The organism is Yonghaparkia sp. Root332 (assembly GCF_001425665.1).
Classification (GTDB): Bacteria; Actinomycetota; Actinomycetes; order Actinomycetales; family Microbacteriaceae; genus Microcella.
The window spans coordinates 979,542-1,001,697 of the sequence record NZ_LMCX01000002.1; the positions used below are offsets into that span (position 1 = coordinate 979,542).

The following is a 22,156-nucleotide window of genomic DNA, read 5'->3' on the forward strand; positions in this document are numbered from 1 at the left end:
TTGGTCTCCGGGACTGTTGCGTTTTCGACTGTCGTCTGCGAGGGGTCATCGCGGCCTGAACTGACGGTGAACCCTCATGGAGGCCGGACTCTGCCGGACATAGAAGCCCCCGAAGTCCCGCGAATTCGAGACCACCACCTCTTGATGACTGGCCAGTCACCGGGCCGCAACGTACCAACGCGAAATAGGGAGACTCGATGAGTCGAAGTCCACCTAAGCGTCGGGCTTCCGGAGATCGTTCACACGACCCTCCAAATCGATGAAACCACTGCGACCAAGCTCGTTCATGAGTTTGCGTGCGTCGTCCGCAACTTCAGCATCCCCACTGTCGAGGGCAGCTGCGATCGTTGGAGGAATTGCACGTTCCATTAGGTCGTAGTTGCGGAAGTCTTCCGGGTCCTCCCGAGCGTTGATGATGTTGCGAACGATGGCCAGAACCAAGCCGGGAAAGGTCCGCGCCGCCTGCGCGAGCCGCTCCCCCAACATGCCCCGGGTCCTCAGGTTGGGATGCAGCTCGGTGGCCGCACGAAGGCGTGATAGCCACCACTCAAGTGGAAACTTCTCGCTTCGAGCCCACCAGTAGAAGTCTGCAAGCTCACCGACTTCTTCGGGGTGTCTCCGAACGTGCTCGACACGTTCGTCCCAGAGCCTCATGGCCCGGGCGAGCGGCTCAGGGTCGACGAGTTTGGCATGCATAAAGCTCCACCCGATATGACCGAGGACCTCGGCACGAGTTTCCAGCGGCGATTTCTCAAAGAAGAGGTCAAGCAGCGGATGGTCTCGGTCGATCGAACTCCTCAGGTACATCGTCGTGATCCAGTCTCCAATCAGTTGGCCCGGCGTCCTCATGCCACGCCAGCCGACTGCAAGCTCTGTCCCGCTCGTAAGCGACCACTCAATGCCACCCCGCAGAAGCCCTAACAACTGCGCGTGCGCATGGTTCGTGGCAAGTGCAGTCGTGAAAGCGATTTGCTGTTGACGGCTCAAGCCCTCGGCAGTGCCGAATATCTCGGCGGCATGAGCTTCAAGCCAGGTCCGCTGTCGAACGTACAAGCGCGATGTGGCCTCGCCGAGCACGGACGCCACCGCTCCGTGCGGATCTTCCCAAGCAGCGAGGTCTGCCAGCACGGCCATCACCTCGGCATCGGACGCTAGATCTTCCGAACCCGCAAGGAGGGTGAGGCCGCGAACGGCGACCGGCAAAGCTTGATTCAGCGAAAGAGTAAGCGGGTCCATTCCTGCCGGCCCCGAGGAGGCATACCCCTCACGAATGCGCTCATCGGTTGCCAAAGCAATGAGGACTGGGGCAACCAGCTCAACCGCTTCTCTAGGAGCGGCCACGCGGTCGTCTGTACGTTCGATGAGCGCAACGGCAAGCCAAAGGGCAGCGTCGCGAGCGTCACGATGTGCCTCGTCGCGCTCCGACCTACCTTCCTCTACTGGGATCGGTGACTCGATGGGTTCGCCCACGGTTGTTGCCACGATACGGGCGACTTCTAGCCAAGGAACTGAAGCACCGCTCCTGATCGCTTCCCGCCATCCACCCAGAATCGACCGTAGATAGGTAGGTCGGAGCTCAACTACGCGATCGGCCTTGCCTAGAAGGAGGTCGGGGCGACGCGTAATTGCGCCCGCGAGCTCACGGCCCAGTCCTTCGTAGCTCGGTCCGCGCCAGGTGTCGGGATCGGGATGCCAGGTTTCGAGATAATTCAGAAGTTCATCCCTAGTCATCGCGTCGAGCGCCTCACTGTCAAGCGGGCTCTCCGGCCCACTCCAGGTGACAACTTCAAACTCGCGCTCGGGGCGCGGAACTCCTCCGCGTTTCTCGTCAAGAGCAACGAGTTCGTCGCGGAGCGTCGGTGGAAGTGCCGGCGCACCGATGCCCGAGAGAATGCGGTGCCTCCAGTGCTCGACATAACTTGCGATCTCCGAGTCGAGTTCATCCGCGGACTGATCAGGTCTCTTTAGCCGTTCGGCAAGCTCTTCGGGGGAACCCATTGGGCCGGAAGCAAGAGTCGGCAAGATGCGATCGAAGATCGCAGTGGACCCAGTTGACGCAACAGCCGCCTGAATGAGCAAAGAGAACTCAATCAGGAATCCAGGGCGTCCGAGCTCTGGCCACCCTGCCATGTCGATGGCCACTGCTCGAAGCGCCTGATCCTCGGGCGAGTCGCGGAGCGCTACCGCGGTGGCGTACACACAGATCCGCCGTGAGAGGGTCTGACCGCTGTACCGAAGGATCTCGACAGCATTCGTCGGGTCGATCTTCATTGCGTCGATCGAGGCGTCGCGGACAGCGTCGATGAGCGCTTCCTCGATGTCTAGGTTGTACTGACCCCGGCTCTCAATTGATGGCCTATGGATATGGCTTAAGTCGAGATCGGCTGTTTTCGCAACGCGTTCCGCATGCACTTCGTAGTCTTCGAGCCACTGTGCCAGTACCTTCAACCTCATGTCGCCGAGTGCAGCGACCACGGGCGGCAGCAACTCGTCGTACCAGTAGTCGTCTAACGCGAAGTCTGCGCGCACCGAGCGCCTCGAGCCATCTCGTCGACGTGGCCGAAAGAGCTTTTCGGCGATTTTGAGACCGAGTGAATTGAAGCCACCTTGCAAGAGGTGAATGGCGACCTGGCTGAGCTCTTGAGGGTCGGTGCGCCACCCTATGCCCTGAGACTTCCACCCCAGGATCGCCTTCGCCAATGGCGCTGCATTCACTGCAGGCACCGACGCCGCGATGGACACGATGCCGCGACGAACCCAAGCGCTTTCACTCTTGACCAGACCGAGAGCCACATCCGTGACGGCATCGGGTGCGGCCTTAGCGACTTGAACGAGGTAGTCCATTTCTGGCCACGGCTCTTCTCGTCTTTGTCCACTCTCGTCTTCGAAAGGAACTGGTGGGTTGTCGAAAGCACCGGCCCTGGCGAGGGGGGAAACCCAAAGTGGATTCTGCAGCCCGGAGTAGAACACGCGACGCAACTGAGGATCGGTGAGGCGAGTAATGGCTTCGCGAATGTCCGCGTCGGAGGGAGGTGGATAGTTGCTCACTGGTTGTCCTCCGTTTTGCGATTGAAGCGCTCAAGCATGTCGTCAATGAGGCGGCGGGCATCGAAGAATTCGAGTAGCCGCGACGCGAGCACGTTTTCGATCGCAGTGAGGTGCTCCAGGATCAACTCATCCGTTGGCAGCACACGTTCGCGCCCGTCCGCAATGATCCGGTCGATATGGACCCACTTCATGAAGAAGCGGCGCGCGTGGTTCCACGGTTTCAGAGCCGGGCCGACTGCAGACGTCTTTCCAGCAATGAGCAATGCGTCGCGTTCGGCGCGCGTGGCGCTCTCTTCCTTGACGGCTTCAGAGAGTTCGATAGCAAGCGCGACTAGTTCTGGCGGAACGGTCACGAACTCGATAGAAGGTAGCTCCTCAATCGCTTCATTCGAGTCGGCCGGTGCTAGCTCGGCTCGCACTATGCCGGGATCCCGTCCTTGCAGATACCTCTCCACGACGTCCGGGAAATCTAGCCTGATGTCGTCTGCTCGCCGGCCCGCTCGAGTAATTAGGCTCTTGGCTCCTTCCTCTAGTAGGTCGGGCAGTGGATTGATGATCTCGCGGAGACAGTGAGCGATCAGGGCAACACGAGCAGCCGCTTCGTCTCCAGCCGCTGAAGGGGTGTCGAGCAGTCGAATCAGAAAGCGATACATACCGGCAACACCCGGGCTAAGTGAAGCCAACTGGACATGCAATTGCTGGCGCTCGTGACTCCATAGCGGCTCGTTGCTCGCACCCATGGATTCTCCGATCTCAAGCCTCGAGAGAGTGCCCACGGCATCTTTGGAGAGCGTCTAGCTGTTGTCGACCCGTCTTTTCGAGGGTTTCTGGGAGAGCGTAGTAGAGCTGAAGGCGTTCGATACTCACTAGGTCGCGCTTGGACGCGTTTATGCGCTCTGAGGAGAGATCTGCAGGTGCAGGTCAAATCCTCAGGCCCAAGTTCGATCAACGTTGCGCCCGTGGCCCTTCTCGTCGAGTAATGGCCTGCACAGTCAAGTCTGCAACTCGTGAGATGGCTGCCATGGGTATCGCCGTTCAACCCGACCCAATGGTCGGTGCACTTGGCGCTGACCTGGTTGGTGGCGGACGTCCAGGTGCAGACGTTCCCAAGGCGGTTCCGGTGCGCTCGTCCGGTGAACATCTTGAAGCTTTCAACGAGTCGAGTCCTCAGCACCATTGCCTTACACCTGAGCGGTTGCGTAACACGATCGCGCAGAAACGGCATGGCAATGCCGTGAAGGGCAAGACCAAGATGGAACGCGACTACGTATCGAGCGCCAAATGAACAAGAGCGAGGTGCCAGGTGCGCGTCAACGGATCACGTTGGCCGGAATCAGAGATTGTCGATTCTCCGCTGGAGGAAGCGGCGCTCGGCGTCGGAGGGGGCGAGCTCGAAGGCTCGTCGATAGTGCGTAAGGGCATCAGCGGGGCGGCCGGCGCGGCGGAGCAGGTCGGCGCGGGTGGCGTGCAGGAGGTGGTACTCCCCGAGGGTGGCGTCGAGGCTGAGGGTGTCAAGGAGGGTGAGGCCAGCATCCGGGCCCTGGGCGAACGCAACAGCGATCGCTCGGTTCAGGTCGACGATGGGCGACGGGGCCACCTGGCTGAGGTGGGCGTAGAGGGTGGCGATGCGGGCGAAGTTCGTGGCTCCGGCCGTTGGGGCATTCGCGTGCTCGGCGGCGATCTGGGCCTGCAGGAGGTAAGGCCCAGGCGCGTTGCCGAGGGGCTCGAGCGTGCGTTCGGCTTCCGCGAGCATCCGGGAGCCTTCGGCGATTGCGGAGTGGTCCCAGCGGGAGCGGTCCTGGTCTTCGAGCAGCACGATGTCGCCGGCGGCGTCGAGGCGCGTGGCCACGCGGGAGTGCTGGAAGAGTTCGAGGGCGAGCAGGGCGAGCACCTCGGGCTGGTCCGGTATGAGCTGCGCCACGAGACGCGTGAGGCGGATCGCCTCGTCGGCGAGGGCGGGGCGGATGAGGTCGGTTCCGCTGCCGGAGGAGTAGCCCTCGGTGAAGAGCAGGTAGAGGACGGCGAGCACTCCCGCGGTGCGCTCGGGCAGCAGGTGCGGCGGCGGCACGCGGTACGGGATGCCCGCCGCGCGGATCTTGCCGCGCGTGCGAACGAGCCGCTTCTGCATAGTCTGCTCGCTCACCAGGAAGACGTGGGCCGTCTCGGCCACTGTCAGCCCGAGCACGGTGCGGAGGGTGAGAGCGACGCGAGACTCCATCGCGAGAGCCGGGTGGCAGCAGGTGAAGATCAGTCGCAGGCGGTCGTCGTTGAGGGGGTCGGCGAGGTCGATGGGCATGGTCGGCTCCTCTCCCCCGTGCTCCTGGGCGTCGATCTCGGTCTCGATCGCCACGCGGTGGGCTGTGTTGCGCTCGGCTGCCGCCTTGCGGATGGCGTCGACGGCAATGTTCTTGGCCACCGTCGTCAGCCAGGCGCCCGGGTTGTCGGGGGTGCCGCGCTCGGGCCACGTGGACAGCGCGCGAGCGACGGCGTCGTGGAGGCTGTCCTCCGCGAGATCCCAGTCGCCGGTGGTGCGGATGAGGCTCGCCACGATACGCAGGCGCTCGGACGCGACGACCTCGGCGAGCACTGCGCTCGCCTCGGTCGTCGCGTCCTCAGACGTGAGGCCGGTCATCCCACCTCGTTCTTGCTCACTCGAACGGCCAGACCGGGCGCACCTCGACGCGGCCGAAGCGGGCCATCGGGTGCGCGGCGGCGATCTCGAGCGCCTCGTCGAGGTTCTCGACGTCGATGAGGTCGAAGCCGGCGATGGTCTCCTTCGACTCGGTGAACGGGCCGTCGGTGAGGATCGTCTTTCCGTCACGGACCGTCACCGTCGTGGCGTCGGAGGGCGGGCGCAGGCGGTTGCCGACGCGGGAGGCTCCGCGCCGGTCGAGGTCGGCGACCCACTCCTGGATGTTGTCCTCCTCGGGGACGTAGGTCGGGGCGGCAGGGTCGTCGACGATCAGCAGCAGGTATTCCATGGTGGTCTCCTTGGTCAGTTCGGGGTGTGCATGAGGCGGCGGACCTCGATGGGCGAGTACTTCGTCTCGGCGAAGCGGCCGGCGATCTCGACGGCGCGCTCATGGGAGGCGACGTCGACGATGTAGTAGCCGCCGATGTACTCGGAGCCCTCGGTGAATGGGCCGCGGGTGGTGACGGGGTGCCGTTGTGGTGGCCGATGACCGTGACGTTCTCGGTGTCGAGCTCGTTGGAGTCGATGAGCTCGTTGGTCGCTTTGAGCTCGGTGAGCACGGCGGCGTGGCCGGCGTCTAGGTCTGCGTCTTGGCCGTCGGCCCAGGCGGCCTCGGCCGTCTCGTTGGAGTGGATGAGGATCATGAAGCGCACTGGCTGCCCTGCCTTCCGTTGAGGGTGATTACACCAGTACGACGGAGCGGGGTGGGGTGGGAGGACACAGTCCCGCGGAAAAGCGGGTGGAACTACTTCAGCGGAGGTCCTCCGCGACGCGGATGAGCACCTTGCCCGTGACTCCGGCCTCGACGGCGTCGTGAGCGGCCGCCGTGTCCTCGAGCGGGAACCACGACAGGGGTAGCCCCGCCTCATCGCCCACGGGCAACGCACCTGCCTCGAGCGCGGCAGTGATGTCCTCTGCGGCGACGGCCAGAGCATCCGGCCCGACCGTATAGAGCAGGAGGCCCTGCCAACGGACGTTCTTGGCGAAGCTCGCCACGATCGGAGCGGTGAACTCCTCGCCGTTGTTGTTCGCGTAGTACGCGATGCTGCCGTGGTTGGCGACCACGTCGACGTCGAAGGCGGCGTTCTGCGCGAGTGAGACTTCGACGATGTGGTCAACGCCGCCGGTGGCGATGGACAGCACCTTGGCCGCTAGCGCGCCATCCGGGTACTGGAGGACGTGATGCGCGCCCGCTGCACTAGCGAGAGCCGCCTTCTCGTCGCTGCTGACCGTGGCGATGACGGTCGCTCCAGCCCAGATCGCCAGCTGGATCGCGGCGTGCCCCACGGCCCCTGCCCCGCCCTGCACGAGCACCACACGGCCGTCGAGGCTGCCGGGGGCGAGACGCGTCGGCCCGAACTCGTGCACAGTGAGTGCACGGTGGGCGGTCATCGCGGGAACACCGAGGCTCGCGGCGACGTCGAACGCGATGCAGTCGGGGAGGCGAACGACGCGGCTCGCCGGTAGGACGGTGAATTCCTGCGCTGTGCCCGTCGGGCGTTCGTGGGCGGCAAGGAAGAGCCAGACGCGGTCGCCGACGCTCAAGTGCTCGACGTTCGAGCCGACCGCATCGACGACGCCGGCGCCGTCCTGATTCGGGACCATCTCGCCGGAGTCGACCGGCTTGCTGGCGCGGGCCTTCCAGTCGGTCGGGTTGACGCCAGACACGGCGACTCGGATGCGCACCTCGTCCGGACCGGGGGTCGCGGGCTCGCGGGTGGTGAGCTCGAGGACGGAAGAGGGGCCGGGGCGGGAGAAGGTGATGGCTCGCATGGTCGGTGCAAGGAGGCGCTGACGGCGGCTATTCCCGGCTCTCGGCGTCGAGCGGTGCTCGCCGCCGGTTGCTGCCTGGCAGGTCGGGATTTGTCCCCACCGCTACCCCAAACGCGGCGGAGCCGCGCCCGGGGCCCCTCGCGCCGTGGGCCCACCTGCTCGCAGGTCCCGAGCCACCACGCCCGGGAAATGCCGAAAGGGCCGTCCTTTGGACGGCCCTTTCGGCATTTGTCGGGCTGACAGGATTTGAACCTGCGACCCCTTGACCCCCAGTCAAGTGCGCTACCAAGCTGCGCCACAGCCCGTGGCTGGCCCTCCGCGGGGGTGGGCCGTAGGAGAGTCTAGCGGCATCCGGGAGGGGGTGAGCGCATCGCGCGGCCCGCGTGCGAGGCTGGAGCCCATGACGACCACACGCGTGCTGGTGACCGGGTTCGAGGCGTTCGCGGGGGCCGCATCCAACCCGAGCGATGAGGTCGTGCGCCGGCTCGTCAGCGTTCCTCAGCCCGAGCTCGCCGAGGCGGGGGTCGAAGTACGCGGGGTGATCCTGCCCGTGTCGTACCGGGCATCCGGGCCTGCGCTCATGGCGGCGATCGAGGCGCACGCTCCCGACGTCGTCATCGCGCTGGGGCTCGCGGAGGGGCGCAGCGGCATCACGCCCGAGCGCGTCGCGATCAACCTCGACGACGCGCGCATCGCCGACAACGACGGGGATCAGCCCATCGACGCGGCCATCGAGGAGGGCGGTCCCGCGGCTCGGTTCTCGACGCTGCCGGTCAAGGCCATCGTCGCCGCGCTCACCGAGGCGGGGCTGCCGGCGAGCCTGTCGCTCACGGCGGGCAGCTTCGTGTGCAACCACGTCGCATACCTCGTGGGCGGGGCGGTCGAGCGGGATCCGGGGCTGCGGGGCGGGTTCATCCATGTGCCCGCGACGCCCGACCTCGTGCCGCCCGGGTCGAGCGTGCCGACCATGACGATCGACGAGCTCGAGCGGGGCATCCGCCTCGCCATCATGACGGCGGTGCGGACGACGACCGATGCGAAGGTCGCCGGGGGCAGCATCCACTGACCTGAACAGGGGACGCGCCCCCGGCGCTCTCGACGTCAGCGGGCGGTGTAGCCGCCGTCGACGACGAACTCGGAGCCGGTCATGAACGACGCGTCGTCGCTCACGAGGAAGGCGATCGCGGCGGCGAGCTCCTCCGGCTGGGCGATGCGGCCCATGGGGGTGGTCTGGGCGAGCATCGAGCGGTCGGTCTCGCCCAGGATCGGCGTGTCGACGAAGCCCGGGTGGATCGAGTTGACCCGCACGCCCTCCGTCGCCCAGCCGAGCGCGACCGACTTGGTGAGCGTGCGCACGGCGCCCTTCGCGGCGGCGTAGGCGGGCGAGGTGCCGAAGCCGCCGACGATGCCGAACATCGACGAGACGTTCACGACGGCGCCGTTGCCGCTCGCCTTGAGCGCCTCGGCGGCGGCCTTGAGGCCGAAGTAGACGCTGTTCTGCGTGACCGCGACGACCTTCAGGTACTCGTCGGTCGTGCTCTGCTCGAGCGGCACGGTGTCGCCGATGCCGGCGTTGTTGACGAGGATGTCCAGGCCCCCGAACGCCTCCGTCGTCGCGGTGATGGCGGATGCCCAGCTCGACTCGTCCGTCACATCCAGGTGCATGGCGCTCGCGCGACCCCCGGCCTGCTCGATCTCGGCGACGACGGCGGCGGCTCGGTCGTCCTGCAGGTCGGCGACGACGACGCTCGCGCCCTCGCTCGCGAGGCGGAGCGCGGTCGCTCGGCCGATGCCGCTCGCGGCTCCGGTGACGAGGGCGATGCGGTTCTCGAGGCGGTTCATGATCACTCCCATGGCTCGGCCGGGTGGGCGAGTTCGGTCGCGCGTCCGGCGGTGTATTCGACAGGTGTCGTTTACATGCAACGGTGGCCGAGGCAGGGCTATTCCCCGACAGCTGACGGATACGATGGGCCGCATGACCGCGGCCGAGACGACCCCCGTCGGCCACGACCCGCGGTGGGTGCGGTCGCGCGATCGGCTGCACGCGGCGGTGCTCGAGCTCGCGCGCACCTCGCCCGCGTCGGCGATCACGGGGGCGGCCCTCGCGCGCGCCGCGGGAGTCCATCGCTCGACGATCTACGAGCACGGCGCCGACCCGGCCGACCTCCTCCGCAGCGCGCTGCGCGCCGAGCTCGACGAGATCCGCCGCCGCTGCATCGAGCCCGCGACCCCCGACACGATCGTCGCCGCGATCGGCTCCTCCGCCGACGAGGTCTTCGCCCACGTCGAGCGGCACTCCCCCGTCTACGCGCGCGAGCTCGCCGCCGGAACCTCCGGCCTCGGCGCGATGCTCGCCGAGCACTTCGCTCACTCGATCGCGCTCCTCATCGAGCACGGCGCGCTCACCCCTCCCGCGATCCACGACGACCCCGACCGGTTCGCCGAGACCGTCGCCGCCGCCCTCGCCGCGACCACGGTCGCCGTCATCACCGACTGGCTGCGCGACCCGGAGCCCCGCGACCGGGAGCTGCTGCTGCGCCGCTGGCGCGCCATGCAGCCGCCGTGGTGGCCCGCGGCATGAGGCCGGTCATCCACGTCTCGGCCGCGCTCGTCGTCGACGACGCCGGCCGGCTGCTCGTCGTCCGCAAGCGCGGGACGACCGTCTACATGCAGCCCGGCGGCAAGCCCGAGCCCGGCGAGACCCCGGCCGAGACCCTCAGCCGCGAGCTGCTCGAGGAGCTCGGCGTGCACGTGCCCGTCGCAGCCCTCGAGCCGCTCGGGCGCTTCACGACCGCCGCCGCGAACGAGGCCGCGACGACGCTCGTCGCCGACGTCTTCCGCGCCGTCATCACCGAGCCGTGCGTCGCGGCGGCCGAGATCGATGACGTGCGCTGGATGCACCCCGACGAGTTCGCCACCACCGCCGTCGCGCCGCTCATCACCGAGCACATGCTGCCGCTGATGCCCGGGAAATGACCTCGGTGCCGGGGTCGCGGCCCGGCTCCCCCTCGCGCCGGATCGGCGAGCGGGCAGATTCCCTCCCGCGAAGGATGCGGCGCTGACGGACATGAGGTTTCCTGGAGGGATGGACGACCAGGACCACCCGCCCATCGGCGACGCCCCCGACGACTCGGCGACGAAGCGCCCGAACATCGCCTACCTGCCGATCGGCATCACCTTCATGATGCTCGGCGCGGTCTTCATGGCGACCCTCGACTCCGTCGCGCTCGGGCTCGTCTTCCTTCCCGTCGGCGTCGTGTTCATCGCGCTGTCGCTCTCGCCGGGCGACGCCGGCGGTGGTGGCGGGGCAGAGGTCGGTGGCGGGGCCGGGGGTGGGCCCGGGGCCGGGGGCTGAGCTAACTGCGACGCGCCGGTGACGACCGTCGACCGTGCGATCCCGCGCCCTCCCGTGCGTGACGGGCGCGCGCCGGCGTGGATGAGCCGTGTGCTTCTCGCGGCACGTGCCGCGGGCCGACCACGGCCGTGACCGCCGCGGTCACCAGCAGCACCCCCGACGCCACGAGCAGGGCCGTCGTCGTCCCGTCGAGGAACGCCTGTCGGGCGGCCGCGACCACTGGCTCGGCGGCGGGCCCGAGCGCGTCGACGAGCGGGGACTGCGTGAAGGCGACCGATCCCTCGACGGCGTCGCGGGCATCCGCGGGCAGGTCGGATGCCGCGTCGGCGACGCCCGACCGGTACACGGCCGCGAGCACGCTGCCCAGCACGGCGATGCCGAGCGCGCTGCCGAACTCGCGCGCGACATCATTGACGGCGGAGGCGACGCCCTGCTTCTCGTGCGGGAGCGCGGTCGTGATCGCCGTGGTCGACGGGGTCCCGGCGAGAGCCATGCCCGCGCCGAACAGGAGCAGACCGACGACGAACACGGCGTAGTCGAAGTCGACCTCGAGCAGCGAGAGCGTCGCGAACCCAGCCGCAATCAGCACGAGCCCGACCGGGGCGACCTTGCGGTACCCGACGCGCTGCGCGAGCACGGGCGCGAACCGCGCGAGCGGGATCATCGCGACCGGCAGCGGCAGCATGCACACCGCAGCCATGAGCGGGCTCAGCTCGACGACGAACTGCAGGTACTGCAGGGCCGTGAAGAAGAATCCGAACGCCGCGAAGAACTGCACGGTGAGGGTCAGCGCGCCCGCCCCGAACGCCCGCACGGCGAACAGGCGCGGGTCGAGCAGGGGCTCGGGCCGGCGCCACTCCCACGCGACGAACGCGACGAGAGCGGCGAGCCCGACAGCGAGAACGATGATAGGCCCCGCCTCCTCGCCGTCGGTCGCGGCGATCTCGATGATGCCGAACACGATGCCGCCGACTGCGACGAGTGACAGCAGTGCGCCGAGGCCGTCGAAGCGGGGCGGATGCGCGTCACGACTCGGCGGGATCACGAGCGTCGCCCCGATGAGGCCCAGGATCGCGAGCACGACGTTGAGCCAGAAGAACGAGTGCCATTCGAAGAACTCCAGCAGCAAGCCGGTGCCGAAGAGCCCGAGCACGGCGCCGCTGCCCGCGACGCCCACCCAGACGCCGATCGCCTTCGGGCGCTCCTCGACGGGAAAGCTCGTCGTGATGACCGAGAGCGTCGTCGGCATGATCGCTGCCGCTCCGATCCCCATGACGGCGCGCAGGGCGATGAGCGCTGCGGGCTCCTCGACGAACGCGGCGGTCGCGGCGGCGGCGCCGAAGACCGCGAGCCCGACCATGAGGATCCCCTTGCGCCCCAGCCGGTCTCCGATCGCCCCGGCCGAGAGCAGAAGCCCGGCGAAGACGACGGTGTAGGCGTCGACGATCCAGGTCAGCTCGGTCTGCGTCGCGCCGGTGCCCCGCGCGAGGCTCGGCAGTGCGACGTTGAGGCCGCTCACCGCCGAGACGACCGTCATGAGCGAGACGGCGACGACCGCGAGCACGAGTCGGCGCCGGAGGGGGGTGAGCGCTGCGGTGACCATGAGGGCCTCCCGGAGGGCCGTCGAACCCTCCTGTGCGAGCCACAGCGTACTCCGGGTGCGGAAAGGCGGGGAGGGCGCATCACTGAGCAATCATCGCGAGATGCGTGCGGAACCCTCGACCGAGCGCTTGAATGAGGTCATGACCGAACCGGCGTCGTCCTCCCACCCGCAATCCGAACCCCGATCCGCGCGTCGTCGGCCGCAGCTGCGCTACCTGATCACCGGCATCGTGCTGCTCGTCGCGGGTGTCGTCTTCATCACCCTGCTCGACTCGACGCCGATGGGCATCGGACTGCTCATCATCGGCCTCGTCCTGGCCGGCCTGTCGTTCACGAGCAGCGGCTCGGGCCCGGGCGGCGGCACGCGCCCGAGCCACTCCGAGAGCGGATATCCCGGCGGGTACGGCGGGGGCTCCCTCTGGGGCGGCGGCGGCACGACCGCCGGGCGCGACGGCTAGAGGACGGGCAGCCGCCCCCGGAGGGCGGGCCACGAACTAGCGAATCCGGGGTGCAGGGGCAGGGCATCCACCTGCTCGATCGCGACCCAGCGCAGCTCGAGGCTCTCGAGATCGGCGACGACCGGCTCGAAGAGCGCGTCGACCCGGACGACGACCGTCGTGTACGACCAGAATCCGAGGTCGACGACGCTCTCGAACAGGACGCTGACCGCGTCGAGCGGCACGCCGGCCTCCTCGTTCGACTCGCGGAGGGCCGCGTCGGACGCGCTCTCGCCGAGCTTCCGCGCCCCTCCTGGGATGCCCCACGTACCGCCGTGGTGCGACCACTCGGCGCGGTGCTGCAGCAGGATGCCGGCCTCGGCGTGCCACGCGAGCAGGCCCGCTGCGCCGAAGCGGCCCCAGAATCGCTGGCCGTCGGGGCCCTCGACCCACGCGTCGCCGGGGTCGCGCAGGTGCGGCGGGGGCAGGGGCGGCGGGGTGCGGCGCGCGGCTCCGTCGGGTACGGCGGAGGGCGGGGTCGACATGGTGCTCAGGCTACGGCGCGAAACCTGCGAAACGGGGCGGGGCGGTCGGCACGGTGCGGGGGCTCGACGGGCGGGGCCGCGTCAGGCGAGCATCGCCCGGAAGGCGTGCGTGCGGTACGGCATGAGGATGTCGCCGTCGGCGGTCGCGACGCTTGCGCCGAGCGCGCCGACATCCGCGAGCACGGTCTCGCGCTCGTCGTCCGGCAGGGCGATGACGTCGCTGCGCGAGGCGGCGAGGTCGATGAGGCCGTCGACGGTGAGGGTGGCTGTCCACTCCCACATGGCGTGCTCGAGGGCCGTGAACGGCGGGCCGACCTCGGGCATGCCCTCGGTGAGGAGGCGCTCGGCGGCGCTCGAGTGCATGATGCCGCTGAGCTCCTTCACCCACGGCACGGTCTCGTCGCGGATGTTCCAGAAGAGTCCGAGGCGCCCACCCGGCCGGAGCACGCGAGCGGCCTCGAGAGTGGCGAGCGCCGGGTCGACCCAGTGCCACGACTGGCCGAACGTGACGGCGTCGACCGACATGTCATCGACGGGCAGGTCCTCCGCGGTGCCGACGGCGGTCGCGACGCTCGGCAGGCGACGGGCGAGGGTGGCGAGCATCGTGGGGTCGGGGTCGACCGCGCGCACGGCGTGGCCGGCGCGGGCGAGCTGCGCTGTGAGCTTGCCGGTTCCGGCGCCGACATCGAGCACGATGGCGCCCGGGCGCGGCAGCAGCCATTCGATCGCAGCGGCGGGGTAGCCGGGTCGAGCGCGCTCGTAGGCATCTGCGGCCGTGCCGAATGAGGTGGCGATCTCCATCCTCGCGACGCTACGGTACGCGAACCCGTGTGCGCAGGGGCTTGCGCTCGGGTGCGGCGAGCACAATGAATCCGTGCCCGACCCCGCGCCCCGCCTATCTGCCCCCGCCGCCTCGTCGACGCCGCCGCTTCCGGGGCGCGCGATCATCCGCCAGCACTGGAGCGACTTCCTCTTCCTCCACTGGCGCGTCGACCCCGAGCTCGTCGCGCCGTTCCTCCCCGCCGGCACGCGCCCCGATGTGTTCGACGGCAGCGCGTGGGTGGGGCTCATCCCGTTCGTGCTGGGGGGTCACCAGTTCCTCCCGCTCCCGCCCGTCCCCGGTCTCGGAACCTTCATCGAGATCAACGTCCGCACCTACTCGATCGACGGGGCGGGGAACCGCGGCGTCGTCTTCCGCTCCCTCGAGGCGCAGCACCTCCCGCCGGTGCTCGCGGCGCGCGCGCTGTTCGGTCTCCCCTATCAGTGGGCGGATGCTGCGCTCACGGTCGACGGAGACGAGCTCGAGTACCGCAGCCGACGTCACCGCCTCGCCGGTGGAGCCGCGCACCCGCTCGTCGATCGCCCGACGACGCGCATCCGCACCCGCGTCTCGGGGTCGCCCGTCGACACCCCGCTCAGCCGCTTCCTCACCGACCGGTGGGGGTTCCACGAGCGGCACCTCGGTCGCACGATCCACGCGCGCAACGCGCACGAGCCGTGGCCGCTCGTCGACGCGACGCTGCTGACGCTCGAGGATCAGCTGCTCGAGGCCGCGGGGTTCCCGGGGCTCACCGGGCGCGCGCCCGACTCGGTGCTCGCGACGCCGCCCGGCCGCGGAGTCGTGACGGAGTTCGCGGCCGCCCGCCGCGTGGGTTGAGCGGCAGGCCGCCGGGCGCGCGCGGACGTGCCGCGGGCCGCGCCACCTACCGTTGTTGAGGAGTGTCGAAAATCAATTACGTCACTCCTCAACAACGGGAGGGCGCTGGGCGGGCACGCGAGTTTCGGCGGGCGGCGCGTCGGAGCGTCTGCGCGCTGGACGAGCCGCACGGGGGCGCTTCTCGCGCCCGCGATCCGAGACGGATCGCGGCGCGTTCGGGGCGGAGGTCAGAAATGACCTCCGCCGGTCACTTGCGTGCCCTTTTTTCCCGAACGCGCATGTTGACCTGGATGGGCGAGCCCTCGAAGCCCCACACCTCGCGCAGGCGGCGCGTGATGAAGCGGCGGTACTGCGGGTCCAGGAACCCGGTCGTGAAGAGCACGAAGGTCGGCGGGCGCGTCGACGCCTGCGTCGCGAACAGGATGCGCGGCTGCTTTCCGCTGCGGACGGGGTGCGGATGCTCCTGCGTCAGCTCGGCGATGAACGCGTTGAGCTTGCCGGTCGGGATGCGCGTATCCCACGACTGGAGCGCGAGCTCGAGCGCTGGGACCAGCTTCTCCAGGTGACGGCCCGTGCGCGCCGAGATGTTGACGCGCGGCGCCCACGCGACGTGCGCGAGATCCTGATCGATCTCGCGCTCCAGGTAGCGGCGGCGCTCGTCGTCCAGCATGTCCCACTTGTTGAACGCGAGCACGAGCGCGCGGCCCGACTGGAGAACGAGCTCGATGATGCGGACGTCCTGCTCGCTGATCGGCTCGGTCACGTCGATGAGCACGACCGCGACCTCCGCCTTCTCGAGCGCCGCGGCCGTGCGCAGCGAGGCGTAGAAGTCGCTGCCCTGCTGCAGGTGCACGCGGCGGCGGATGCCGGCGGTGTCGACGAAGTTCCAGATCTTCCCGCCGAGCTCGATCTGCTCGTCGATCGGGTCGCGCGTCGTGCCGGCGAGCTCGTTGACGACGACGCGCTCCTCGCGCGCGGCCTTGTTGAGCAGGCTCGACTTGCCGACGTTCGGGCGGCCGATGAGGGCGACGCGGCGGGGACCGCCGAACTCCTGCTTCGCGACGGCCGACACCTCGGGAAGCACCGTGAGCACGTGGTCGAGCAGGTCGGCGACGCCGCGGCCGTGCACGGCCGACGTCGGCCACGGCTGCCCGAGGCCGAGGCCCCAGAGCTCGGCCGTCAGGGGCTCCTGGCGGGTGTCGTCGATCTTGTTGCCGACGAGGATCACCGGCTTCTTCGAGCGGCGCAGCATCTTCACGACGAACTCGTCCGTGGCGGTCGCGCCCGTGATGGCGTCGACGACGAACAGGACGGCGTCGGCGAGCTCGACGGCGACCTCCGCCTGCGCGGCGACCGAGGCGTTGATGCCCGTCGCGTCGGGCTCCCAGCCGCCCGTGTCGACGAGGGTGAAGCGCTTGTCGTTCCACTCGGCCTTGTAGGTGACGCGGTCGCGCGTGACACCGGGCGTGTCCTCCACGACGGCCTCCCGGCGGCCGAGGATGCGGTTCACGAGCGCGCTCTTGCCCACGTTCGGCCGGCCCACGATCGCGAGCACCGGCAGGGCGGGCAGCGTGATGATGCCGTCCTCGCCGAGCTCCGCGCTCTCGAGCAGGTCCAGGTCGTCGTCATCGAGGTCGTAGTCGGCGAGACCCTTGCGCAGCGACTCCGCGCGCGCGAGCGCCAGGTCGTCGTCGAGCTCGGCCAGGCGCGCGGCGACCTGCTCGGCCGCCTCCTGGTTCAGCTGCGGGTACTCGGCGTCGCTCTCGTCGGTCGAGACGGGAGCGTCGGGGTTCTGGTCGGCGGTCATGGGATCCTCCCACTGTTCCCTCGCCCACCGGCGAGGCGTGTTCCGCGCCCCCTCCCCTAGGCGGAAGGAGCGGCGCGCACGATATCGATCAACGCCTGCACCGTCTGCTCGAAGTCGAGCTCGGTGGAATCGAGGGTCGTGACACCCTCGGCGGCGTTCATGAAGTCGACGACCTTGAGGTCCTGCGCATCGCGTGAGGCGAGCTGCTGCGCTGTCGACTCGGTCGGCTCACTGCCCAGTTCGGCCGACCTTCTGGCCATTCTAGCCTCCGGGCTCGCCGTCAGCAGAACGCGGGCCAGGGCATCCGGCGCCACGACCGTCGTGATGTCGCGCCCCTCGATGATCATGCCCGCCCGATCGCTGTCGGCGGCGATGCGCCGGAAGAGCGCCGTGAGACCCTGCCGCACCTCCGGAACGCGCGCGACCGCGCTCACGACCGCCGTCACGCGCGGCTCGCGGATGTCGCTCGTGATCTCCTCCCCGCCCACGCGGACGAAGTAGAAGTCGGGATCGGTGCCGATCGCGTAGTCGAAGTCGGCGACGCGCGACGCCACCGCACGGGCATCCTCGACGTCGACGCCCTCGTCGAGGCAGTGCCAGGCGAGCGCGCGGTAGGCGGCGCCCGTGTCGAGGTAGCCGAAGCCGAGGCGGCGGGCGGCCTCGCGGCTCACGCTCGACTTGCCGCTGCCGGCGGGGCCGTCGACGGCCACGATGAGGTCGGTCACTGCGTCTCCTGGGGGGTCAGAGTCAGAGGGGGAAGTGAAGGGGTCAGCTCGCGCCGGCGATGCGCCAGCCGCGCTCGGTGAGGGCCATGATGAGCGGCGCCTCCGCCTCGGGAACGACCGACACCTCGGCGAAGCCGATCTGGGCGCCCGGCGAGTGCTCGAGCCGCAGGTCCTCCATGTTGACGCCGAGCTCGCCGATCTCGGTGAGCAGGCGCGCGAGCTGGCCGGGGGTGTCGTCGATCATGACGACGAGCTGCGCGTACCGGCGGGTCGAGCCGTGCTTGCCGGGGATGCGCGCGACTCCCGCGTTGCCGGCGCCCATCAGGTCGGCGATCGCGCGGCGCGCCCCGGGGGCATCGGGATGCTCGAGGGCCTCGATCGCGGTCGTCACGTCGTCGCGCACGCGCTTCAGGATCGCGGCCACCGGGTCGGCGTTGGCGGCGAGGATCTGCACCCACAGCCCCGGGTCGCTCCCGGCGATGCGCGTGACGTCCCGCACGCCCTGGCCCGCGAGACCGACGGCGTCGTCCGTCGCCGCCGCGAGGCGCGCGGCCATGATCGTCGAGACGAGCTGCGGCACGTGGCTGATCATCGCGACGCTCGCGTCGTGCTCGTCGACCGTCATCTCGACCGGAACGGCGCCGAGGTCGAGGATGAGGTCCTCGATCGCTCCGGCGCGGACGTAGCTGATGCCGTCGTGGCCGGCGAGCACCCACGGCCGGCCGAGGAAGAGGTCGGCGCGCGCCGAGATCGGTCCGCCGCGCTCGCGCCCCGCCATAGGGTGCGTGCCGAGGTAGCGGCTCACGTCGGCGCCGAGCTCGTGCAGCTCGCGCAGGGGGCCCGCCTTGACGCTCGCGACATCGGTCACGAGGGAGTCCGGATGCGCAGCGAGCTCGTGCGCGACCGTGCGGGCCGTGACATCCGGCGGCACCGCGACGATCACGAGACCCGGACGATCGTCGTCGCGCGCGGGGCGTCCGGCGCCGTAGTCGACGGCGAGACGGACGGCCGTGGGCGAGAGGTCGTCGAGCGCGACGTCGACGCCCTTCTCGGTGAGCGCGAGGCCGATGCTCGTGCCGAGGAGGCCCGCGCCGACGACGCGGACGTCGAGCTGGAGGCGGCGGTCGCTCACTCCTCGCCCTCGCTCTCGGGGGCGGTCTCGCGAGCGCGTGCGGCTCGGGCGTCGCGCGCGAGGGTCAGCAGTGCGCCGCGCTCCGCGGTCGAGAGCTCGCGCGTGCGGCCGACGGGCAGGGTGCCGAGATTGAGGGGGCCGAAGCGGCGCCGGACGAGCTCCTCGACGGGGTGGTCGACGGCGGCGAGCATCCGTCGCACGATGCGATTGCGGCCGGAGTGCAGCGTCAGCTCGACCATGCTGCGCCCGCCGTTCGGCTCGCCCATGACGCGAACCTTGTCGGCGGCGATCGGGCCGTCGTCGAGCTCGACGCCCGCGAGGAGCTTCCGGATCGTCGCCGGGTACACGGTGCCGCGCACCTGCGCGATGTAGGTCTTCTCGACGCCGAAGCTCGGGTGGGCGAGCACGTGCGCGAGGTCGCCGTCGTTCGTGAGCAGCAGCAGGCCGCTCGTCTCGGCGTCGAGGCGGCCGACGTTGTAGAGGCGCTCCTCGTACCTGTCGGTGAACTGGCGCAGGTCGGGGCGGCCGTTCTCGTCCTTCATCGTGCTCACGACGCCCGTCGGCTTGTTGAGCATGATGTACCGCTTCGTCTGGTCGAGCTGGATCACGACGCCGTCGACCGCGAGCTCGTCCGTGCCGGGCTCGATGCGCGCGCCGAGCTCGTCGACGACGACGCCGTTGATGCTCACGCGGCCGGCGATGATCATCTGCTCGCTCACGCGGCGCGAGGCGACGCCCGCCGCCGCCATGACCTTCTGCAGGCGCTCGCTCGTGGGGCTGTCACCCGCGCGGTCGTGCGCGGTGACATCCCACGGGAGCGGTTCCTGCTGATCGTGCTCAGACATCGTCGAACCCCTTGCTGCCGTCGTCGAGCAGCGGCGAGATCGGCGGCAGCTCGTCGAGCGAGTTGATGCCGAGCTGCGTCAGCAGCAGCTCGGTCGTCGCGTAGTGGATCGCTCCGGTCTCGGAGTCGGTGAAGGCCTCGGTGATGAGGCCGCGGCCGAGGAGCGTGCGCACGACCGAGTCGACGTTGACCGCGCGGATCGACGCGATCGCGCCGCGGCTGATCGGCTGCTTGTAGGCGATGACCGCGAGGGTCTCGAGCGCCGCCTGCGACAGCTTCGCGGGGCTCTGGGTGTGCACGAAGTCGCGCACCACGCCGTCGAACTCTCCGCGGACGTAGAGCCGCCAGCCGCCGCCGACCTCGCGCAGCTCGAAGCCGCGGCGGGGGCCGCCGGCCGCGCCGTCGTAATCGGCGACGAGCGCGGCGAGGGCGGCGCGGACATCCGCCACCGGTCGGCCGACGCCCGCGGCGAGGCCGACGACGCTCTGCGGCTCGTCGGCGATCATGAGGATCGCCTCGAGGGCGCGGGCGACGTCAACGCCCTCGGGGATGCCCGCGGGCGCGCTCTCGACGTCAGTACCGTCGATCCGCGGTGCGGTCTCGATCGCGGCGTCGGCCGCGGCATCGGTTCGGGTCTCACTGGCCATAATCGGCTCCCAGGTTCACGAGGTTCTCGTCGCTCCAGTTCTCGGCCGTCCAGCGCACGGTGAGCTCGCCGAGCGGCTCGAGCTGCTCGAAGCCGACCGCCGCGTGGCGGTACAGCTCGAGCAGGGCGAGGAAGCGCGCCACGACGACGCCCTTCTGGTCGGCACCGGCGATGAGCTGGCGGAAGGTCACGGGGTCGCCGCGGCGCAGCAGGCTCACGACGTGCGCGGCCTGCTCGCGGATCGAGATGAGCGGCGCGTGCAGATGGTCGAGCCCGACCATCGGGATCTCGCGCGGCGTGAAGGCGAGCAGCGCGAGCGCGGCGAAGTCGTCGAGACTCGTCGTCCAGCGCAGCTCGGGCGTGCGCTCGCGGAAGCGGTCCTCGAGGCGCACGCTCCGCGCATGACGGCCGGCCTCGGCCTCGAGCCGGCCGGCGAACCAGCCGCTCGCCTCCTTGAACGCGCGGTACTGCAGCAGGCGGGCGAAGAGCAGGTCGCGGGCCTCGAGCAGCGCGACGTCCTCCGCGTCGACGAGCTCGCCCTGCGGCAGCAGGCTCGCGATCTTCCAGTCGAGCAGCGTCACGGCGACGACGAGGAACTCGCTCGCCTCCTCCAGCTCGTCCGGCCCGTCGAGCCCGCGCAGGTAGGTCAGGAACTCGTCGGTCACCGCGCTCAGCGCGATCTCGGTGATGTCGAGCTCGCGCTTGCTGATGAGGCTCAGCAGGAGGTCGAACGGTCCGTCGAAGGAGGCGAGGTGCACCTGGAACCCGGCGGGAGCATCCGTCGCCGCCACGTCGGTCGGTGCCGCCGGAGCCTCGGGCTCAGGCGACCGCGCCACGGTCGATCAGCTCTCGGGCCAGCTGACGGTAGGCCTTCGCGGCGGGGTGCTCGGGAGCGTAGCTCGTGATCGGCGTGCCCGCGACCGAGGCGTCGGGGAACTTCACGGTGCGGCCGATGACCGTCTCGAAGACCTTGTCGCCGAACGCGTCGACGACGCGCTCGAGCACCTCGCGCGAGTGCAGCGTGCGCGGGTCGTACATCGTCGCGATGATGCCGTCGAGCTGGATGGCGGGGTTCAGGCGGTCCTGGACCTTCTCGATCGTCTCCACCAGCAGGGCGACGCCGCGGAGGGCGAAGTACTCGCACTCGAGCGGGATCAGCACGCCGTGCGCGGCCGTGAGCGCGTTGACCGTCAGCAGGCCGAGGCTCGGCTGGCAGTCGATGAGGATCACGTCGTAGTCGCCGAGGACGGGGCGCAGCACGCGGGCGAGGATCTGCTCGCGCGCGACCTCGTTGATGAGGTGCACCTCGGCGGCGCTCAGGTCGATGTTGGCGGGGATGATGTCGAAGCCCGGCACGCTCGTCGGCTGGATGGCGGCCTTGGTGTCCTTCTCGCGGCCGAGCAGGAGGTCGTAGATCGTCGTGACGTCGTGGCTCTCGACGCCGAGACCGGCCGAGAGCGCGCCCTGCGGGTCGAAGTCGATCGCGAGAACGCGGCGGCCGTACTCGGCGAGGCTCGCGCCGAGGCTGATCGTGGTCGTCGTCTTGCCGACGCCGCCCTTCTGATTGCAGAGGGCGATGATGCGGGCGGGGCCGTGCTGGTCGAGGGGGGCGGGGGCGGCGAACTCGCGGGCGGGGCGCCCCGTGGGGCCGTTCTTCACGTCCGGGGTCGCGGTCATGCCCGGCAGCTCGGTGCCCGTCGTCGTCTTGCCGCTCATAGCGCTCGAGTCTACTGAGCGCCCGGCCGTCGAGCCGCGCGACGGGCCGGGCGCGAGCAGGCCGGACAGGCGCGAGTCGGGCGGCCGGGACGCCCTGGTGCGGGCGGGGGGTCGAACGCCGAGACAGCGACCGTGCGCAACTCAGGAAGCGGCTGCCTCGGCCCGCGTGCTTCCGGG

The 22,156-nt window shown here is 69.6% G+C and carries 24 protein-coding genes and 1 tRNA gene; 7 read left to right on the forward strand and 18 right to left on the reverse strand.

Annotated elements, in window-relative coordinates; genetic code table 11:
• Positions 1-213 precede the first annotated feature (213 nt).
• Together ASC54_RS12920 and ASC54_RS12925 are read right to left on the reverse strand one after the other, a co-directional pair.
• Positions 214-2,844 (reverse strand): hypothetical protein, encoded by a 2,631-nt coding sequence (locus ASC54_RS12920; protein ID WP_156376837.1) that lies wholly within the window; start codon positions 2,842-2,844, stop codon positions 214-216.
• 200 nt (positions 2,845-3,044) lie between these two features.
• Entirely contained in the window at positions 3,045-3,788 is a 744-nt protein-coding gene (locus tag ASC54_RS12925; protein ID WP_156376838.1) for a hypothetical protein, read from the reverse strand.
• A 281-nt stretch (positions 3,789-4,069) separates the two neighbouring features.
• On the opposite strand from ASC54_RS12925, the gene ASC54_RS12930 reads away from it, so the two are divergent.
• Complete coding sequence (locus ASC54_RS12930) at positions 4,070-4,333, forward strand: hypothetical protein (protein ID WP_156376839.1); 264 nt, start codon at positions 4,070-4,072, stop codon at positions 4,331-4,333.
• Positions 4,334-4,381: 48 nt separating this feature from the next.
• Here ASC54_RS12930 and ASC54_RS12315 read toward each other — a convergent pair whose 3' ends face one another.
• From ASC54_RS12315 to ASC54_RS12335, 5 genes are all read right to left on the reverse strand, one after another.
• A complete protein-coding gene (locus ASC54_RS12315) occupies positions 4,382-5,680 on the reverse strand; it encodes an RNA polymerase sigma factor (RefSeq protein WP_082515085.1) in 1,299 nt (432 codons plus the stop codon).
• A gap of 16 nt (positions 5,681-5,696) precedes the next feature.
• Positions 5,697-6,029 carry a YciI family protein gene (locus ASC54_RS12320; protein ID WP_055899303.1) on the reverse strand — a complete coding sequence of 111 codons (333 nt, stop codon included), beginning with the start codon at positions 6,027-6,029 and terminating at the stop codon, positions 5,697-5,699.
• A 14-nt stretch (positions 6,030-6,043) separates the two neighbouring features.
• Positions 6,044-6,346: a YciI family protein gene (locus ASC54_RS13290; protein WP_082515128.1), complete on the reverse strand. Its 303-nt coding sequence runs from the start codon at positions 6,344-6,346 to the stop codon at positions 6,044-6,046.
• Between the two features lie 144 nt (positions 6,347-6,490).
• A complete protein-coding gene (locus ASC54_RS12330) occupies positions 6,491-7,513 on the reverse strand; it encodes an NADPH:quinone reductase (RefSeq protein ID WP_055861840.1) in 1,023 nt (340 codons plus the stop codon).
• A gap of 231 nt (positions 7,514-7,744) precedes the next feature.
• Positions 7,745-7,818: transfer RNA gene (locus tag ASC54_RS12335), tRNA-Pro, on the reverse strand.
• A gap of 95 nt (positions 7,819-7,913) precedes the next feature.
• Here ASC54_RS12335 and pcp point away from each other — a divergent pair.
• Positions 7,914-8,579 (forward strand): pyroglutamyl-peptidase I, encoded by a 666-nt coding sequence (gene pcp, locus ASC54_RS12340; protein ID WP_055899307.1) that lies wholly within the window; start codon positions 7,914-7,916, stop codon positions 8,577-8,579.
• Positions 8,580-8,614: 35 nt separating this feature from the next.
• Here the strand turns inward: pcp and ASC54_RS12345 are convergent, their stop codons facing one another.
• Positions 8,615-9,355, reverse strand: a complete 741-nt coding sequence (locus ASC54_RS12345) for an SDR family NAD(P)-dependent oxidoreductase (protein ID WP_055862187.1) — start codon at positions 9,353-9,355, stop codon at positions 8,615-8,617.
• Positions 9,356-9,488: 133 nt separating this feature from the next.
• Between ASC54_RS12345 and ASC54_RS12350 the strand changes: the two genes are divergently transcribed.
• The 3 genes from ASC54_RS12350 to ASC54_RS12360 all read left to right on the forward strand — a co-directional run bounded on the left by ASC54_RS12350 (position 9,489) and on the right by ASC54_RS12360 (position 10,868).
• Complete coding sequence (locus ASC54_RS12350; protein ID WP_055899309.1) at positions 9,489-10,094, forward strand: TetR/AcrR family transcriptional regulator; 606 nt, start codon at positions 9,489-9,491, stop codon at positions 10,092-10,094.
• Positions 10,091-10,489 (forward strand): NUDIX domain-containing protein, encoded by a 399-nt coding sequence (locus tag ASC54_RS12355; RefSeq protein WP_055899428.1) that lies wholly within the window; start codon positions 10,091-10,093, stop codon positions 10,487-10,489. The genes ASC54_RS12350 and ASC54_RS12355 overlap by 4 nt, the downstream gene beginning before the upstream one ends.
• Positions 10,490-10,598: 109 nt before the next feature.
• On the forward strand, positions 10,599-10,868 hold the full coding sequence (locus ASC54_RS12360; protein ID WP_055899312.1) for a hypothetical protein: 270 nt from the start codon (positions 10,599-10,601) through the stop codon (positions 10,866-10,868).
• 1 nt (position 10,869) lies between these two features.
• Here the strand turns inward: ASC54_RS12360 and ASC54_RS12365 are convergent, their stop codons facing one another.
• Positions 10,870-12,471: an MFS transporter gene (locus ASC54_RS12365; RefSeq protein ID WP_082515086.1), complete on the reverse strand. Its 1,602-nt coding sequence runs from the start codon at positions 12,469-12,471 to the stop codon at positions 10,870-10,872.
• Between the two features lie 139 nt (positions 12,472-12,610).
• Here ASC54_RS12365 and ASC54_RS12370 point away from each other — a divergent pair, with 139 nt between their 5' ends.
• Positions 12,611-12,928, forward strand: coding sequence for a hypothetical protein (locus tag ASC54_RS12370; RefSeq protein ID WP_055861852.1), 318 nt, complete (start codon positions 12,611-12,613; stop codon positions 12,926-12,928).
• Here the strand turns inward: ASC54_RS12370 and ASC54_RS12375 are convergent.
• The gene (locus ASC54_RS12375; RefSeq protein WP_082515087.1) at positions 12,925-13,452 is read right to left on the reverse strand and encodes an NUDIX domain-containing protein; all 528 of its coding nucleotides are present in this window, start codon (positions 13,450-13,452) and stop codon (positions 12,925-12,927) included. The two genes, ASC54_RS12370 and ASC54_RS12375, sit on opposite strands and share 4 nt — an antisense overlap.
• Positions 13,453-13,533: 81 nt before the next feature.
• Positions 13,534-14,253 carry a class I SAM-dependent methyltransferase gene (locus tag ASC54_RS12380; protein ID WP_055899316.1) on the reverse strand — a complete coding sequence of 240 codons (720 nt, stop codon included), beginning with the start codon at positions 14,251-14,253 and terminating at the stop codon, positions 13,534-13,536.
• A gap of 73 nt (positions 14,254-14,326) precedes the next feature.
• Between ASC54_RS12380 and ASC54_RS12385 the strand changes: the two genes are divergently transcribed.
• Positions 14,327-15,109: a YqjF family protein gene (locus ASC54_RS12385; RefSeq protein ID WP_055899318.1), complete on the forward strand. Its 783-nt coding sequence runs from the start codon at positions 14,327-14,329 to the stop codon at positions 15,107-15,109.
• 247 nt (positions 15,110-15,356) lie between these two features.
• On the opposite strand, the gene der is transcribed toward ASC54_RS12385, so the two are convergent.
• The 7 genes from der to ASC54_RS12420 are packed head-to-tail and all read right to left on the reverse strand — an operon-like array spanning position 15,357 to position 21,979.
• Positions 15,357-16,916, reverse strand: coding sequence for a ribosome biogenesis GTPase Der (der, locus tag ASC54_RS12390; protein WP_082515088.1), 1,560 nt, complete (start codon positions 16,914-16,916; stop codon positions 15,357-15,359).
• Between the two features lie 56 nt (positions 16,917-16,972).
• Entirely contained in the window at positions 16,973-17,641 is a 669-nt protein-coding gene (gene cmk, locus ASC54_RS12395) for a (d)CMP kinase (RefSeq protein ID WP_055899320.1), read from the reverse strand.
• Positions 17,642-17,684: 43 nt separating this feature from the next.
• Positions 17,685-18,773, reverse strand: a complete 1,089-nt coding sequence (locus ASC54_RS12400; protein WP_055899322.1) for a prephenate dehydrogenase — start codon at positions 18,771-18,773, stop codon at positions 17,685-17,687.
• On the reverse strand, positions 18,770-19,618 hold the full coding sequence (locus tag ASC54_RS12405) for a pseudouridine synthase (protein WP_082515089.1): 849 nt from the start codon (positions 19,616-19,618) through the stop codon (positions 18,770-18,772). The genes ASC54_RS12400 and ASC54_RS12405 overlap by 4 nt, the downstream gene beginning before the upstream one ends.
• Positions 19,611-20,264, reverse strand: a complete 654-nt coding sequence (gene scpB / locus ASC54_RS12410; protein ID WP_082515090.1) for an SMC-Scp complex subunit ScpB — start codon at positions 20,262-20,264, stop codon at positions 19,611-19,613. Before scpB ends, ASC54_RS12405 begins: the two co-directional genes overlap by 8 nt.
• Positions 20,254-21,099, reverse strand: coding sequence for a ScpA family protein (locus ASC54_RS12415; protein ID WP_055861863.1), 846 nt, complete (start codon positions 21,097-21,099; stop codon positions 20,254-20,256). The genes scpB and ASC54_RS12415 overlap by 11 nt, the downstream gene beginning before the upstream one ends.
• Positions 21,083-21,979 carry a ParA family protein gene (locus tag ASC54_RS12420; protein WP_055861867.1) on the reverse strand — a complete coding sequence of 299 codons (897 nt, stop codon included), beginning with the start codon at positions 21,977-21,979 and terminating at the stop codon, positions 21,083-21,085. Before ASC54_RS12420 ends, ASC54_RS12415 begins: the two co-directional genes overlap by 17 nt.
• Positions 21,980-22,156: the final 177 nt, after the last annotated feature.

What these genes read in the sequence shown, in the direction of transcription:
- ASC54_RS12355 (WP_055899428.1), top strand. Translation starts at nt 10,091, where the DNA reads ATGAGGCCGGTCATCCACGTCTCGGCCGCGCTCGTCGTCGACGACGCC.
- ASC54_RS12315 (WP_082515085.1), bottom strand. Translation starts at nt 5,680, where the DNA reads ATGACCGGCCTCACGTCTGAGGACGCGACGACCGAGGCGAGCGCAGTG.
- ASC54_RS12930 (WP_156376839.1), top strand. Translation starts at nt 4,070, where the DNA reads ATGGGTATCGCCGTTCAACCCGACCCAATGGTCGGTGCACTTGGCGCT.
- ASC54_RS12380 (WP_055899316.1), bottom strand. Translation starts at nt 14,253, where the DNA reads ATGGAGATCGCCACCTCATTCGGCACGGCCGCAGATGCCTACGAGCGC.
- ASC54_RS12365 (WP_082515086.1), bottom strand. Translation starts at nt 12,471, where the DNA reads ATGGTCACCGCAGCGCTCACCCCCCTCCGGCGCCGACTCGTGCTCGCG.
- ASC54_RS12345 (WP_055862187.1), bottom strand. Translation starts at nt 9,355, where the DNA reads ATGAACCGCCTCGAGAACCGCATCGCCCTCGTCACCGGAGCCGCGAGC.
- ASC54_RS12370 (WP_055861852.1), top strand. Translation starts at nt 12,611, where the DNA reads ATGACCGAACCGGCGTCGTCCTCCCACCCGCAATCCGAACCCCGATCC.
- ASC54_RS12375 (WP_082515087.1), bottom strand. Translation starts at nt 13,452, where the DNA reads ATGTCGACCCCGCCCTCCGCCGTACCCGACGGAGCCGCGCGCCGCACC.
- scpB (WP_082515090.1), bottom strand. Translation starts at nt 20,264, where the DNA reads ATGGCCAGTGAGACCCGAACCGATGCCGCGGCCGACGCCGCGATCGAG.
- ASC54_RS12330 (WP_055861840.1), bottom strand. Translation starts at nt 7,513, where the DNA reads ATGCGAGCCATCACCTTCTCCCGCCCCGGCCCCTCTTCCGTCCTCGAG.
- ASC54_RS12925 (WP_156376838.1), bottom strand. Translation starts at nt 3,788, where the DNA reads ATGGGTGCGAGCAACGAGCCGCTATGGAGTCACGAGCGCCAGCAATTG.
- ASC54_RS12320 (WP_055899303.1), bottom strand. Translation starts at nt 6,029, where the DNA reads ATGGAATACCTGCTGCTGATCGTCGACGACCCTGCCGCCCCGACCTAC.
- ASC54_RS12360 (WP_055899312.1), top strand. Translation starts at nt 10,599, where the DNA reads ATGGACGACCAGGACCACCCGCCCATCGGCGACGCCCCCGACGACTCG.
- ASC54_RS12920 (WP_156376837.1), bottom strand. Translation starts at nt 2,844, where the DNA reads ATGGACTACCTCGTTCAAGTCGCTAAGGCCGCACCCGATGCCGTCACG.
- ASC54_RS12420 (WP_055861867.1), bottom strand. Translation starts at nt 21,979, where the DNA reads ATGAGCGGCAAGACGACGACGGGCACCGAGCTGCCGGGCATGACCGCG.
- ASC54_RS12350 (WP_055899309.1), top strand. Translation starts at nt 9,489, where the DNA reads ATGACCGCGGCCGAGACGACCCCCGTCGGCCACGACCCGCGGTGGGTG.
- ASC54_RS12405 (WP_082515089.1), bottom strand. Translation starts at nt 19,618, where the DNA reads ATGTCTGAGCACGATCAGCAGGAACCGCTCCCGTGGGATGTCACCGCG.
- der (WP_082515088.1), bottom strand. Translation starts at nt 16,916, where the DNA reads ATGACCGCCGACCAGAACCCCGACGCTCCCGTCTCGACCGACGAGAGC.
- pcp (WP_055899307.1), top strand. Translation starts at nt 7,914, where the DNA reads ATGACGACCACACGCGTGCTGGTGACCGGGTTCGAGGCGTTCGCGGGG.